Here is a 14,901-nt window from a genome sequence, read left to right on the forward strand (position 1 = left end):
AAATTAATTTTATATGAGCTAAAGTTAGAAAATTTTATCTTCTGCAATATATATCAAACTATCTTTTACTTTTAAAATTGTATTTCTACTAGGGTTTAAAAAAACTTTATTATCTCTATATATACCTATGAGAGTTGCTCCTTTGTTTAAAAACTCAATAGCAATTTTCTCATAGGTCTTTCCTATATACTTTTTATCAACGGTTACCTCATAAAGCTCGTTTCCATAAGAATTAGTAAGCAACTCTTTTATAGCTTTACTTACACCTTTATACAATGCACATCTCATCATGATTTTACTCTCAAATTGTGTACTAATTATAGTTTCATTAACATTAGCGCGCTTAAAATGTATTAAGTTTTTTTGATCAATAACTTCTGATACTAAATGAATATTTGGATTAATTTTACTTACAGCTAAACATATCAGCACAGATCTAGCATCTATCATTTCACTATTTTCTAAGCTTCTATCTGCTAGTACAATTGCCGATTTAGCATATTTAATATTAGCTCTTTTTAAAACAGTATCTGTTGTAGGATCTCCTTTTATATAATAAACATTATCATTATCATATGGATTATGAGAAATATTAGCTACTAAAACAATTTTTAGTTTTTCATCCTCTCTCAATAATTCTTCAACAATAGATTTTGCTTGATAATTCCAACCAAAAATAACTATATGATTACTAAAGTTAACATCCAATAAGCCCATCCCCTTTTTTAAGTTCCTTTCCACAAACACAGAAGCTATTGAAGCTGTAGAAAACCCAAAGGAACCAATACCTATAATCATCAAAAATATAGCTACTATACGACCAAGTTTGGTTGTTGGATAAATATCTCCATAACCAACTGTTGTACTTGTTACAAATCCCCACCATAATGCATCCCACAAAGAATTGATATTTTGGTTCTTATTATTTTCTATTAAATAAAATAAAACAGAACTAATTATTATGAAAAATATTACTAATAAAATCGCTTTATAAACTTTTGTTGTTTTAAGTGAAATATGAAGTTTTCTAATATATATAGTTAAATTCGTGATTTTTACCACCCCTTTAGCAACATAAATAAAACATATTTTATTATACTTCATTTATAATTTTATTAATTAATTTGATTTTAATCTTAAATCTTGTTCTCATTTCTTTGTATAATATTATTTCCTTAATATATTCAATAATAATGTAAAATTTAATTTAATTTAGTAATTTTCTCTAGATATTTGTAGTAAATTATTGAAAATTTTACATTTCCCCGGTAATATACAATACCCATAATATTCAATAGTATGTAAATATATTTAAAATAAATTCATTATATATTTTAAAAAATAATTATAGGGAGGTTTATATATGAATAGTAATAAAATAGATTTAGTAAAATTACCTGAAGAATTAATTGAATTTAAAAAATTATATTTAAACAACAAAGATCCTATTAAAAGAAAAGTACTAAGTTTTACAGAAGTTTCTTATTTTATGAATAAAATTATTCCTCTACCTATAGATTCAAATAGTTATTATAAAGTTAGATATGAATCTTGTAATAACGATGAATATCTACTTTTACTTTTAGCTTATAACTATATTATTTATAAATTATTATTAAAAAAAGTAAATTTATACGAATTAAAAATTCATATTGAAGATATTATTTTAACAACAAATTTTATAGATATATTTTACCAATATAAAACACCAATCTTAGATAAAAACACTAATATTGTTTGGATATTTCCAAAACAAAGAATAAAAGAATATATTTATGAATCAATTTATTTCAATAATTTTAATAACTATTATTATGAAGAAGAAACTCTTTTAAAACTCATATATATAATAGCAGGATTTGTTAAATATGAATATCAAAATATAAATTCTAAAATGATTGATGAAATAGATCTATTAAACTATCCTACTTTAGTTTTTGCAAATATTAAACTTTATGAAAAAGGTATAATTAAAATTATTGAAGAAAATGATAGAGTAGGTATTATGTTAAATTTTAATTCTTCAAATAATCAAAATGTTATTTTCAGTAAAAATGAAAATTTATTAAAAAAGAAAATATTGCAAGTTATAAATAAAATAGATGGTGTAAACTATAATATAAATGATTTCTTAGACTAAAACAAATTTTCTTATGTTTTGCATAATAGCGTAAGCATAATTGCAAATTCAAAAAATATTTTAACATTTTTAAGTCTATTGTGCAGTATTTTGTGTCTTTGTATGCATTTTTCTGAAAATATACTTGACATAAAATATTTATGGTGTTATAATATGGTTAGAACACTAAAAGAGGGGGTTTGATAAATGAGTAGAGGTACTACAAAAAATCTTAAATCATTACAAACTAGTAGACTTAAAAAATGTGGTGCTATTACATGTATACACAATATTGATGGTTATTGCAATATGGATAAATGTGAGATTTACGAAAGAACTTTAAGACAAGAACATTAAAATAAAAAAGAGGAAGGCTAGTTAGCTTCCTCTAAGTAACACCTATTTGGTGTTAATTTTTTTGTATTCAATAAGACCTTCTTTTAAAATATTCATCGCCTTTTTCAAATCATTTTCATTTAAAACATATGATATTCTTATCTCATCCTTACCTAAACCTTCTGTTGCATAAAACCCTTCAGCAGGTGCCACCATAACTGTTTCATTATCTACATCAAAATCACTTAATAACCATTTAACAAAATCTTCCGCATTTTCTACTGGTAATTTGGCAATCACATAAAAAGCTCCATGTGGTTTTCTGCATATTACACCTTCCATTTTAGATAATGCTTCATATACAACATCTCTTCTTTTTCTATATTCTTCAACAACCTCTTTGAAATAGTTATCAGGTACATTAACTAGCTCAGATGCACCTATTTGCTCTATTGTTGCAACACAAAGTCTACTTTGACATAGTTTTAAAACCTGTCTAATTAATTCTTTATTCTTACTTGCAATTGAACCAATTCTTGCTCCACAAGCACTATATCTTTTTGATACGCTATCTATTATAACTACTCTATCTTTAATATCATCTAAGTGTGCGAAACTTATATATTTAAAATCATCATATACAAATTCTCTATAAACTTCGTCAGCTATAATAAATAAATCGTTTTCCTTTGCTATATCTCTAATCATGTTTACTTCTTCTGGTGTATAAATAACTCCAGTCGGATTACCAGGGTTAGATAATAAAATAGCTTTAGTCCTGTCTGTAATTAAATTTACTATTACTTCTTTCTTTGGTAAATGAAAACCGTCCTCTGCTCTCGTTGTTATTGGAATTACTTTAATTCCTGCTGAATTACCAAATCCATTATAATTTGTGTAAAATGGCTCCGGAACTAATACTTCATCTCCATAATCACAAATTGCCAATAAAGCAAATAATAATGCTTCACTACCACCATTTGTTATAAGAATCTCATCTTCTTCAAAATGAATATCATACTTTTTATAATAATTAATAAAACTATTAATTAACTCAGGTATTCCTTGTGAATTAGTATAAGCTAATACTTTTTGGTCAAAGCTCTTAATAGCTTTAAAAAAGGAATCAGGAGTTTCAATATCAGGCTGACCAATGTTTAAATGATAAACTTTTTTACCTTTTCTTTTAGCTCCCTCAGCAATAGGAACTAATTTTCTAATTGGCGATTCTTGCATTGATAAAATTCTTTTAGAAAGCTTCATAACAATACCTCCTTAAATAAATTAGTTTGAAAACCTTTTCATCATATTAAAAAAATATATACTAACACTATTATAATAACATAAAAAAGTCTTTAAATAAAAGATTATCAAAAATGAATACTAAATTACGTTAAACATTGAGTCTAAAATTATTTTTAACTTTTAATGTATTATAATATAGTTAAGTAATTCTTAAAAATTAATAACTCTTCTATTTTCTTAAATTATTTGTTATAATATTTTTTAATTATAGGGATTATATAACTAGCAGTAATTAAGAGGAGGAGACTTATATTGAACAAAGTAAACAATCTACAGAAAAGAAAATACTATATAGAAACTTGGGGTTGTCAAATGAATGAACACGATTCTGAAAAGATGTCTGGAATTTTAGAAAATATTGGCTATATTGAAACTAATACACCCAAAGAAGCAGATTTAATCATTTTTAATACATGCCTTGTAAGAGAAAATGCCGAACTTAAGGTTTATGGTAATCTTGGTCATTTAAAAACACTAAAAAGTAAAAAACCGGAAATGTTGATTGCAGTTTGTGGCTGTATGATGCAAAAAAAGGAAATAAGAAATTTAATTAAAGAAAAATACAGTCATGTAGATATAGTATTTGGCACTCACAATATACACAGATTGCCAGAATTAATCGCTAATGCAAGACAAAGTTCTAAAATGATAATAGACGTTTGGGATGACTCAGAAAACGTAATAGAAGGATTACCAGCTAAAAGGAAATATAGTTTTAAAGCTTTTGTAAATGTTATGCATGGTTGTAATAACTTCTGTACTTATTGTATTGTTCCATATACAAGAGGTCGCGAAAAAAGTAGACTTCCAGAAGATATTTTAAAAGAAATTAATGAACTTGCAGCACAAGGTTGTAAAGAAGTGACTTTACTAGGCCAAAATGTAAATTCTTATGGTAAAACCTTAGATAAAAAAGTAAGTTTTGCACAATTATTAAGAATGGTTAATGAAGTAGAAGGTATAGAAAGGATCAGATTTACTACATCTCATCCTAAAGATCTTTCTGATGAACTAATATTGGCTATTAAAGAATGTGATAAGATTTGTGAGCATATACATTTACCATTTCAAGCAGGTAGTAACAAAATATTAAAAGCTATGAATAGAAAATACACAAAAGAACATTATCTAAATTTAATCGAGAAAATCAAAAAAGAAATACCTGATATTGCTATAACAACTGATATAATCGTAGGTTTTCCTGGAGAAACAGAAGAAGACTTCGAAGAAACTTTAGATGTAGTTAGAAAAGTAAAGTTTGATTCAGCTTTTACATTTCTTTATTCAATAAGAAAAGGTACTCCAGCTGCAGAAATGAAAAATCAAGTTCCCGAAGATATTAAACATAAAAGATTCCAAAGACTATTAGATACTATTTATCCTATAAGCTTAGAAATTAATCAAAAGCTTAAAGATAAAATAGTTGAAGTCCTAGTTGAAGAAATAAGCAAAACTGATAAAACTAAAGTAACAGGAAGAACTAGGACAAACAAAGTTGTTCATTTCCCAGGAGACAAAAACCTAATAGGTAAATTAGTTAATGTTAAAATTACAAATCCTAAAACTTGGACTTTAGAAGGAGAATTAATAGACTAATAAATATTTTTTTAATTATAGGCTAGGGCTAACCTTAGCCTATTTAAATTCCAAACTATTTATATGTTATAATATACCTGTATATATAAATTGGAGGGAAATAATTTGAAAAATTTAACACCAATGATGCAACAATACTTAAAAATAAAAGAGAAATATAAAGATGCAATTTTATTTTTTAGACTTGGTGACTTTTACGAAATGTTCTTTGATGATGCAATTCTAGCCTCTAAAGAACTAGAAATCACATTAACAGGTAGAGAATGTGGTAACAAAGAAAGAGCCCCTATGTGTGGAATACCATTTCATTCTGCTGATTCTTATATAGCTAAACTTGTAAAAAAAGGTTACAAAGTAGCTATATGTGAACAAATAGAAGACCCATCAAAATCAAAAGGTATTGTTAAAAGAGATGTAGTTAGGATAATTACACCTGGTACTATAACGGATACAAAAATTCTAGAAGACAAAAATAATAACTATCTTTGTAGTATATATATGGACGCAACTGGAATAGGAATTTCATACGTTGATGTTACTACAGGTGAATTATATACGACTGAATTTATAGGTAATGAAAAACAATTAATTAACACATTATTTGATGAATTAGCTAAAATTCGCCCTACTGAAATAATATTAAATGACTACTTATATAATAAAAAAGATATTGTAAAAAAAATTGAAAATAAATTTAATTCAATTACTAACCTTTATAGTAATTGGACTTATGAATATAATGCTGCTAAAGAAGTAATTTTAAATCAAATGTCAGTTCTATCTTTAGATGGATATGGTTTAAATAAAAAAATTTATTCTGTACCATCGTTAGGTTCTCTTATTTATTATTTAAATGAAACACAAAAAACATCATTAGAACATTTAAATCATGTTACTTTTTATACAGTAGACAATTTTATGATGCTAGATATCAATACACGTATAAATCTAGAACTTACTGAAACAATAAGAGGGAAAAATAAAAAAGGTTCTTTATTTGGTTTACTTGATTGCACATCAACAGCAATGGGCGGTAGAATGTTAAAAAGATGGATTGAAGAACCTTTAATAAGTATTAAAGAAATTAAAAAAAGATTAGATGCTGTAGATTATCTATTTAATAATTTTTTAATTGTAGATGAAATAAAAGAACTTCTAAAAAATGTATATGATATTGAGAGAATAATAGGTAAAATTGTATATGGAACTTGTAATGCTAGAGATTTAATTTCTCTAAAAAAGTCTGTATCAATTCTTCCAAATATTAAAAAAATATTACAGGAAACATCTTCAGACTTACTTTTATCCTTAGGTAAAGAATTAGATACTTTAAAAGATGTATATGAACTCATAGAAAATGCAATTATTGATGAACCTCCTATATCTGTTAAAGAGGGTAATATTATTAAAAATGAATATAGTAAAGAATTATTTGAACTTAGAGAAGCAGCTATTAAGGGAAAGGAATGGATATATAAATTAGAGCAAAACGAAAGAGAAAGAACTGGAATCAAATCATTAAAAGTAGGATATAATAAGGTTTTTGGATATTATATAGAAATAACAAAATCTAATTTAAAGTATGTTCCTAATGAATATATTAGAAAACAGACACTTGCTAACTCAGAAAGATATGTTACTCCTGAATTAAAAGAAATGGAGTCTAAAATACTCGGTGCTGAAGATAAAATAGTCAAATTAGAATATGATATTTTCTTAAATATCAGAGAAACAATTAAAAATCAAATAAAAAGGATACAAGAAAGTGCCAAAATTATAGCAATTTTAGATGTTCTCTGTGCATTTGCAATAACTGCATATAAAAATAATTACACAAAACCAAAACTTAATTTAGATGGGATAATTCAGATTAAAAATGGAAGACACCCAGTAGTAGAGAAAATGTTAGAAGAAAATTTATTTATACCAAATGATACTTATCTTGATAATGGTAAAAATAGAATTGCTATAATTACGGGACCTAATATGGCTGGCAAATCTACATATATGAGACAAGTCGCACTTATTACTTTGATGGCACATATAGGTTCATTTGTACCAGCTGATGATGCAAATATAGGAATAGTTGATAGAATATTCACTAGAGTAGGTGCATCTGATAATCTATCTCAAGGACAAAGTACCTTTATGGTTGAGATGAGTGAAGTAGCAAATATACTCAATAATGGGACTACAAATAGTTTAATAATCTTAGATGAAATAGGTAGGGGTACTAGTACTTTTGATGGCTTAAGTATTGCATGGGCAGTAATTGAATATATTAGTGATAAAATAGGAGCTAAAACTCTTTTCGCAACTCACTACCACGAACTTAGTGAATTAGAAGGTAAGATAGAAGGAGTAAATAATTTTCGTATATTAGTTAAAGAAAAAGGTGATGACATTATCTTTCTTAGAAAAATAGGTAAAGGAAGTGCAGATAAAAGCTACGGTATACAAGTAGCCAAACTAGCAGGTGTGCCTATAGAGGTAATCAAAAAAGCAAAAGAAATTTTACTCAAATTAGAAGAAACAGATATTAACAATACTGCATTAACAATTGATGAAAATATAGATAAAAATATAAATGTATGTAATGTTAATAAAGTAGATGAATATCAACTAGATATTTTTAACTTAAAATATAATAATTTTATTGATAGAATAAAATCTATTGATATAATGAAAGTAACTCCTCTTGATGCAATAAATATTTTATATGAGATTGTAAAGGAGGCAAACGAATTATAGGAGCGATTTGAATGAGTAGAATAAAAATTTTGGACGATACTACTATTAACAAAATAGCCGCTGGTGAAATCATTGAAAGACCTGCATCAGTAGTAAAAGAACTTGTAGAGAATTCAATTGATGCAGGCGCAACCTCTATTACTATAGAGATAAAAGGTTACGGAAAAGATTATATTAGAGTTACAGATAATGGAACAGGTATTGAAAATGATGATTTAGAAATAGCTTTCATGAGGCATACTACTAGTAAAATTAATAAAATAGAGGATTTAGAAAAAGTTATATCATTAGGCTTCAGAGGTGAAGCATTAGCAAGCATTTCTTCAGTATCTCAAGTCAAAGTTATAACAAAGACTGATAATAATCTTATAGGTAATCAAATAATATTACATGGTGGTAAAATAATTAATAAAGAGGAAGTTGGTTGTCCTAAAGGAACAACTATAATTGTCACTAATCTATTTTATAATACTCCTGTAAGAGCAAAATTTTTAAAAAGTGAATCTAAAGAAACTTTAAGAATAAACGATACAATATATAAACTTGCATTAAGTAATCCAAATATTTCATTTAAATATATTAAGGATAACAAAGTTATATTTAAAACACGAGGTAATGGCAATGAAGAAGATGTAATTTACAATTTATTTGGTAGAAATTTTTTGAATTCCTTGACTAAAATAAATTATGAAAGCGATAATTTCCTCATAAAAGGTTTTATTTCTGAACCTTCATTTACTAGAGGTAATAGATCACATCAATACTTTTTTGTAAATAATAGATATATAAAGAGTAATTTACTTTCAAAAACTATAGAATCGGCTTATGGAACTCTATTACCTTCAAATAGATTCCCTGTTATAATACTTTATTTATTTATACCTCCATACGAAATTGATGTTAATATACATCCAACTAAAACTGAAGTTAGATTTAGAAATGAAAAAGGGATATGCGATACTATATATGATGTAGTAAAAAACTTTTTAAAAAAGAAAGATATTATCCCACACATTAACATCACTAATAAAAGTAATAATTGTGAAATGCAAATGAATTTTATTGATAAACTAAATACAAAAAATAATTACGATAAATCATCAAGTAACTTTTCAGTTGAAAAAGATAATAAAATTAAATATGAAAAACCAGTTAATAATGAAATAAAAAAAGATTTTAATATATCAAATAATGACAGAGTTTATGAGAATAAACAAATTACAAATAACCCTTTAATAAAAGAAGATAAAAAAAATTCTGCAGAAAACAAACAGGAAATTTCTATAGATAATATACAAATAATTGGAACATTGTTTTCTACATATATTTTAGCAGAAGATAAATTAAACGCTATGCTATATATAATTGATCAACATGCGGCACATGAAAGAATCATGTTTGAAAAGTTAAAAAAACAATTTAAAAATCAGATTATCATTTCTCAGCAGATGCTTGTACCTGAAATAATTAACCTTACTTTTAATGAATATAAAAAAGTAGAATTGAATCTAGAAATATTTAATAAGTTAGGTTTTACTATAGAACCTTTTGGAAAATATTCTATTGTATTAAGAAGTGTACCTGTCGTATTTAATAAACCTAATGCTAAAGAATTATTTTTAGATATACTAGATAATCTGGAAAATTTTGATTATAAATTAGAAAGTAATTATGATTTAAGATTAGAAAAAATAATGAAATTAGCCTGTACGAGTTCTATTAAAGCTGGTGATAAAATTGATGAATTAGAAATATCTAACTTGATAAAAGAACTTTTTAGAACAGAAAATCCTTACACTTGTCCTCATGGTAGACCAACAATCATTAAATTAACACAATTTGAATTAGAAAAGAAATTTAAAAGAACATAGAAGGTGAAAAAGTATGAATTCACAGAAGAAACCACTTTTTGTATTAATCGGTCCTACAGCCGTAGGAAAAACTGAAATATCTATTGAGCTAGCACATAAACTAAATGGAGAAATTATTTCAGCTGATTCAATGCAGATATATAAATACATGAACATAGGAACTGCAAAAATCACTGAAGAAGAAAAAAGAGGTATCAAACACTATCTTATAGATGAAATATATCCAGACCAGAAGTTTTCAGTATCAGATTTTAAAAAATTAGCAGAAAAATATATAAATGAGATATTAAACAAGGGTAAATTACCTATTGTAGTAGGGGGAACTGGTCTTTATATTAACTCTTTAGTATATGAATTAGATTTCACCAATGCTATTTCTAACCCAAAATTTCGCGATGACATGATGAATAAAGCGAAAACCTTCGGTAATAAATATATTCACGATGAATTAAAAAAGATCGACCCAATATCAGCAGAAAGAATACATATAAATGACACAAAAAGAATTATCCGAGCACTTGAGATATATTATGAAACAGGCAAACCCATGTCCCACTATTATAAAAATTTTAGAAAGCCAAATTCTAAATACAATATTGCAATAGTTGGTCTAACTATAGATAGAGCAAATTTATATAAGAGAATAAATCATAGAGTAGACAAAATGATAGAGTTAGGATTAGTAAATGAAGTTAAGAACTTATTAAAAATGGGTTATTCTAGCGAGTTGACTTCTATGCAAGGTTTAGGATATAAAGAAATTATTGCTTATTTAAAAGGGGAATGTACTCTAGAGGAAGCAATAAATATATTAAAAAGAGATACTCGAAGATTTGCTAAAAGACAATTAACATGGTTCAGAAGAGATGATAGAATCCATTGGATAAATATAGAAGAATTTAATAATAAAAATGAAGTTATAAATTATATAGTTAACTATGTTAAAAGTATATTAAATTTTTAAATATTATCTTAAATATCATAATGGAGGGGTTTAAATGAAAAATAATATTAATTTACAGGATGCTTTTATCAATAAAGTTAGAAAAGAAAATATAAGTATAACTATTTACTTAATTAATGGTTATAAATTTAAAGGTACAGTCAAGGGTTTTGATAATTATACTATCGTTCTAGAAAATGAAGGAAAACAACATTTAATCTACAAGCATGCTATATCAACAATTTCACCCAATTCAACAATGAATTTTTTAACAAAAAATACACCTCAAAATAATCAAAGCATCTCCGCAAATGATGAAAATATAATAGAATAATTCAAAATGTTAAAAGCTTTTAAGAATTAATTCTTAAAAGCTTTTAACTTTTTATTAACTTAATTCATAAAATAGTAATAGCAGCTATTTCGAGGTGAATTTATGAATAGTAAAAATCATGAAATCTTTAAGCTTTATCAATATGGAAAAACTAACTTATACACAACTTTTGACCTTTTTTTAAATAAAAAAAAGAATGTAAAAAAAGATCCTTGTAGATCAGATACTAATCTAAATGATATATTAACTGAACTTAATAGTTTGATAGGTTTGCATAATGTAAAAAAATTAGTCAAAGAAATAATAGCTTTTGTTGAAATTCAAGAAAAAAGAAAAACAGAAAATTTATTAACTGAACCTATAGTTTTACATATGGTATTTAGAGGTAATCCAGGTACAGGTAAAACCACTGTAGCTAGATTGCTAGGAAAAATATTTAAAGAAATAGGTATTTTAGAAAAAGGACACTTAATCGAAGTAGATAGAGCTGATTTAGTAGGAGAATATATTGGGCATACAGCAGTTAAAGTAAAAGAGCAGATTAAAAGGTCTTTAGGTGGCATACTTTTTATTGATGAAGCTTACTCTTTAGCTAGAGGTGGAGAAAAAGATTTTGGTAAAGAAGCAATAGATACCCTTGTAAAAGCTATGGAGGATCATAAAGATAATTTTGTATTAATATTAGCTGGGTATAAAAATGAAATGGATTATTTTTTAAAAACTAATCCTGGCCTTAAATCTAGATTTCCTATTTATGTTGATTTTAAAGATTATTCTATAAAAGAGCTTATATTAATAGCTAAAAAAATCGCATCAGATAGACAATACCAGTTCTCAAATAAAGCAATTTTAAAAATAGAACATATTCTAAAGAACAAAATGTATAATAACGGCAATGCTAGATATGTTAGAAATATTATAGAAAGAGCTATTAGAAGGCAAGCTGTAAGATTAAAAAATAAACATAAAATAACTAAGTATGATTTATTAACTATATTAGAGGAGGATATAGTTGAAGATGATTTATATTAGATATAATATTTATTATATTTATTATAGTTTAAAATAACACAATTGAAAAATAAAACGACATTATGTTAAAATACAAAAGACAATAAATTTATTGAGGTGATCACGTGGATAAGGCTACTGTAAATATTTTATGTAAACATTTTGATGTTAAGAAAAAAATCATTGATTTAGTTCTAGCAAATGAAATAGAACTAAAAGAAAAATTTAAACAAATTGATGAAATTAAAGAATATAATCAATATAAAATTATTATTGCAATGCAAAAAGCAAAATTAAATTCTACTCATTTTAATTGGACAACTGGTTATGGTTATGATGATATTGGCAGAGAAAAGGTAGAAGAGATTTATTCTTATGTTTTTAACACAGAAGATGCACTAGTTAGACCAACTATCGTATCAGGTACACATGCTTTATCTCTAACTTTATCTGGCATATTAAGACCTGGAGATGAGATATTATCGATAACAGGTAAACCATATGATACACTACAAAAAGTTATAGGTATTAAAGGAAAAAGCAAAGGAGCTTTATCTGAATTTGGAATTACTTATAACGAAGTGGATTTGGATGGAAATGGAAATATCAAAATTAATGATGTCATTAGCTCTATAACTTCTAAAACTAAACTTTTACTTATTCAAAGATCTACTGGATATAGTACTCGTAAAGCTATAACAATAGATCAAATAAAAGCAGCAATAGAAAATATAAAAAAAATATATCCAAATGTTATATTTATGGTAGATAATTGTTATGGTGAATTTATCGAAAAATTAGAACCTACTGATGTCGGTGCTGATATAGTGGCAGGTAGTTTAATTAAAAACCCAGGAGGAGGATTAGCATTAACCGGCGGTTATATAGTTGGCAAAAAAGAACTTATAGAAATGATAGCAAACAGAAGTACAGCTCCAGGCATAGGTAAAGATTGCGGATTGACATTTGGTACAACAAGAATTACTTTACAAGGTTTATTTTTAGCTCCTCATATAGTAGCTGAAGCGCTAAAAGGCTCGTTATTAGCTGCATCAGTATTTAAAAAACTAGGTTTTAAAGTTGTACCAGATGTAGATGACTCTAGAAGCGACATAATACAAGGAATTGAACTTAAGAATAAAGATAATGTAATTAAATTCTGTCAAGCTATACAAAGTGCATCTCCAGTTGATTCTTATGTTTTACCACAACCTTGGAATATGCCAGGATATGATGATGAAGTTATTATGGCAGCAGGTGCTTTTGTGCAAGGTTCATCTATTGAATTAAGTGCAGATGCGCCTATTAGAGAGCCTTATATGGCATATTTACAAGGTGGTTTAACATATGAACATTGTAAATTGGGCATAATAGTTGCTTTAAATAATTTATATAATGATAATTTATTACAAATAACAAAATCTTCGATTTAAATAATTTATAAGAAAGATTTTGTTGAAATCCATAAACGGTAATTATATTTTTAAATTGTGAACCATTTAAAAATATAATTACCTATGAATTATAAAATAAGCTGGATAACCAGCTTATTTTATTTTTCTAAATACACCTATAACTTTTCCAAGTATTTTAACATCATTCACAATAATTGGCTCAAGATATTGATTTTCTGGTTGTAATCTTATATGATCAGCTTCTTTAAAAAATCTTTTTATAGTCGCTTCATCTTCAATAAGTGCAACAATAATATCACCATTATTTGCATAATTTTGTTGACGTACTATTACATAATCACCATCTAAAATACCTGCTTCTATCATACTTTCTCCCTTAACAGATAATATAAAAACTTTATCACTTTGAATAAAATCTAATGGTAAAGGGAACATATCTTCAATATTCTGTACTGCAAGTATAGGTTCACCGGCAGTAACTTTGCCAACAACAGGCACTTCAATAATTTCCTTTTTTGAATAATAGTTATAAATATTATCTTTATCTAAAATTTCAATCGCTCGTGGCTTAGTAGGATCTCGCCTAATATATCCTTTTCTTTCTAATTTTGATAAATGCCCATGAACGGTAGAAGTGGACTTAAGTCCAACAGCTTTACAAATTTCTCTTACAGAGGGCGGATATCCCTTAACTTGTATTTCTTTCTTTATAAATTCTAATATTTCAATTTGCTTAAAAGATAAATCCTCGTACATTTTTAGCCCCCTAACAGTTGAATTTTGCTTTATTATAACATATCATGCAAAAAAAATCAAACATTCGTTCGAAAATAACTTGACTAAGAACAAATGTTCTTCTATAATATAGATAGAACATATATTCGGTGCGAGGTGGTATAATAAAAATGAAAGTTAAAATAGTAAACAAAACTAGATTTATCACATTTCTTGTTATATCTATTACCTTAATATCAGTTCTTATTAGTGCTTTGTTCAAAATAGGGAAGGCTTATAGTGTTACATATACACAGTACATTAATATTGAAGTTAAAACAGGAGATACTTTGTGGGATATAGCTAGAAAAAACAATAGTAGAAAAGAAGATATTAGAAAGTTAGTTTATAAAATAATGAAATTAAATGATTTAGACACAGCTAAAATTAAACCAGGTGATATAATTAAAGTTCCTATTTACTCCAAGGAAGGTAACCTAGATTAG

General features: G+C 26.2%; 13 protein-coding genes. 10 read left to right on the forward strand and 3 right to left on the reverse strand.

Features of this window, described 5'->3' with window-relative positions; translation table 11 throughout:
• Positions 1–24 precede the first annotated feature (24 nt).
• On the reverse strand, positions 25–1,104 hold the full coding sequence (locus BFN48_RS03865) for a potassium channel family protein (protein ID WP_069649528.1): 1,080 nt from the start codon (positions 1,102–1,104) through the stop codon (positions 25–27).
• Between the two features lie 259 nt (positions 1,105–1,363).
• On the opposite strand from BFN48_RS03865, the gene BFN48_RS03870 reads away from it, so the two are divergent.
• Together BFN48_RS03870 and BFN48_RS12375 are read left to right on the forward strand one after the other, a co-directional pair.
• Complete coding sequence (locus BFN48_RS03870) at positions 1,364–2,140, forward strand: hypothetical protein (protein ID WP_069649529.1); 777 nt, start codon at positions 1,364–1,366, stop codon at positions 2,138–2,140.
• A 186-nt stretch (positions 2,141–2,326) separates the two neighbouring features.
• Complete coding sequence (locus tag BFN48_RS12375) at positions 2,327–2,476, forward strand: hypothetical protein (RefSeq protein ID WP_176718807.1); 150 nt, start codon at positions 2,327–2,329, stop codon at positions 2,474–2,476.
• Between the two features lie 42 nt (positions 2,477–2,518).
• Here the strand turns inward: BFN48_RS12375 and BFN48_RS03875 are convergent, their stop codons facing one another.
• Positions 2,519–3,718 (reverse strand): pyridoxal phosphate-dependent aminotransferase, encoded by a 1,200-nt coding sequence (locus BFN48_RS03875; protein ID WP_069649530.1) that lies wholly within the window; start codon positions 3,716–3,718, stop codon positions 2,519–2,521.
• A gap of 294 nt (positions 3,719–4,012) precedes the next feature.
• Between BFN48_RS03875 and miaB the strand changes: the two genes are divergently transcribed.
• The 7 genes from miaB (at position 4,013) to BFN48_RS03910 (ending at position 13,699) form a co-directional block, all read left to right on the forward strand.
• A complete protein-coding gene (gene miaB, locus BFN48_RS03880) occupies positions 4,013–5,356 on the forward strand; it encodes a tRNA (N6-isopentenyl adenosine(37)-C2)-methylthiotransferase MiaB (RefSeq protein WP_278287291.1) in 1,344 nt (447 codons plus the stop codon).
• Between the two features lie 105 nt (positions 5,357–5,461).
• Complete coding sequence (gene mutS / locus BFN48_RS03885; protein WP_069649532.1) at positions 5,462–8,107, forward strand: DNA mismatch repair protein MutS; 2,646 nt, start codon at positions 5,462–5,464, stop codon at positions 8,105–8,107.
• 11 nt (positions 8,108–8,118) lie between these two features.
• A complete protein-coding gene (gene mutL / locus BFN48_RS03890) occupies positions 8,119–9,978 on the forward strand; it encodes a DNA mismatch repair endonuclease MutL (RefSeq protein WP_069649533.1) in 1,860 nt (619 codons plus the stop codon).
• A 13-nt stretch (positions 9,979–9,991) separates the two neighbouring features.
• Positions 9,992–10,942: a tRNA (adenosine(37)-N6)-dimethylallyltransferase MiaA gene (gene miaA, locus BFN48_RS03895; protein WP_069649534.1), complete on the forward strand. Its 951-nt coding sequence runs from the start codon at positions 9,992–9,994 to the stop codon at positions 10,940–10,942.
• Between the two features lie 34 nt (positions 10,943–10,976).
• On the forward strand, positions 10,977–11,255 hold the full coding sequence (hfq, locus tag BFN48_RS03900) for an RNA chaperone Hfq (RefSeq protein ID WP_069649535.1): 279 nt from the start codon (positions 10,977–10,979) through the stop codon (positions 11,253–11,255).
• A gap of 102 nt (positions 11,256–11,357) precedes the next feature.
• The gene (locus BFN48_RS03905) at positions 11,358–12,287 is read left to right on the forward strand and encodes an AAA family ATPase (RefSeq protein ID WP_083238774.1); all 930 of its coding nucleotides are present in this window, start codon (positions 11,358–11,360) and stop codon (positions 12,285–12,287) included.
• A 104-nt stretch (positions 12,288–12,391) separates the two neighbouring features.
• The gene (locus BFN48_RS03910; RefSeq protein WP_069649536.1) at positions 12,392–13,699 is read left to right on the forward strand and encodes a methionine gamma-lyase family protein; all 1,308 of its coding nucleotides are present in this window, start codon (positions 12,392–12,394) and stop codon (positions 13,697–13,699) included.
• Between the two features lie 114 nt (positions 13,700–13,813).
• Here the strand turns inward: BFN48_RS03910 and lexA are convergent, their stop codons facing one another.
• A complete protein-coding gene (gene lexA / locus BFN48_RS03915) occupies positions 13,814–14,437 on the reverse strand; it encodes a transcriptional repressor LexA (RefSeq protein ID WP_069649537.1) in 624 nt (207 codons plus the stop codon).
• Positions 14,438–14,586: 149 nt separating this feature from the next.
• Between lexA and yneA the strand changes: the two genes are divergently transcribed.
• Positions 14,587–14,901, forward strand: a complete 315-nt coding sequence (gene yneA, locus BFN48_RS03920; RefSeq protein ID WP_069649538.1) for a cell division suppressor protein YneA — start codon at positions 14,587–14,589, stop codon at positions 14,899–14,901.

Source organism: Caloranaerobacter ferrireducens, from assembly GCF_001730685.1.
GTDB lineage: Bacteria > Bacillota > Clostridia > Tissierellales > Thermohalobacteraceae > Caloranaerobacter > Caloranaerobacter ferrireducens.

Excerpts from the sequence above, each read along its gene's own strand:
- miaA (WP_069649534.1), top strand. The coding sequence starts at position 9,992 with ATGAATTCACAGAAGAAACCACTTTTTGTATTAATCGGTCCTACAGCC.
- BFN48_RS12375 (WP_176718807.1), top strand. The coding sequence starts at position 2,327 with ATGAGTAGAGGTACTACAAAAAATCTTAAATCATTACAAACTAGTAGA.
- yneA (WP_069649538.1), top strand. The coding sequence starts at position 14,587 with ATGAAAGTTAAAATAGTAAACAAAACTAGATTTATCACATTTCTTGTT.
- hfq (WP_069649535.1), top strand. The coding sequence starts at position 10,977 with ATGAAAAATAATATTAATTTACAGGATGCTTTTATCAATAAAGTTAGA.
- mutL (WP_069649533.1), top strand. The coding sequence starts at position 8,119 with ATGAGTAGAATAAAAATTTTGGACGATACTACTATTAACAAAATAGCC.
- BFN48_RS03905 (WP_083238774.1), top strand. The coding sequence starts at position 11,358 with ATGAATAGTAAAAATCATGAAATCTTTAAGCTTTATCAATATGGAAAA.
- BFN48_RS03865 (WP_069649528.1), bottom strand. The coding sequence starts at position 1,104 with ATGAAGTATAATAAAATATGTTTTATTTATGTTGCTAAAGGGGTGGTA.
- lexA (WP_069649537.1), bottom strand. The coding sequence starts at position 14,437 with ATGTACGAGGATTTATCTTTTAAGCAAATTGAAATATTAGAATTTATA.
- BFN48_RS03875 (WP_069649530.1), bottom strand. The coding sequence starts at position 3,718 with ATGAAGCTTTCTAAAAGAATTTTATCAATGCAAGAATCGCCAATTAGA.
- BFN48_RS03870 (WP_069649529.1), top strand. The coding sequence starts at position 1,364 with ATGAATAGTAATAAAATAGATTTAGTAAAATTACCTGAAGAATTAATT.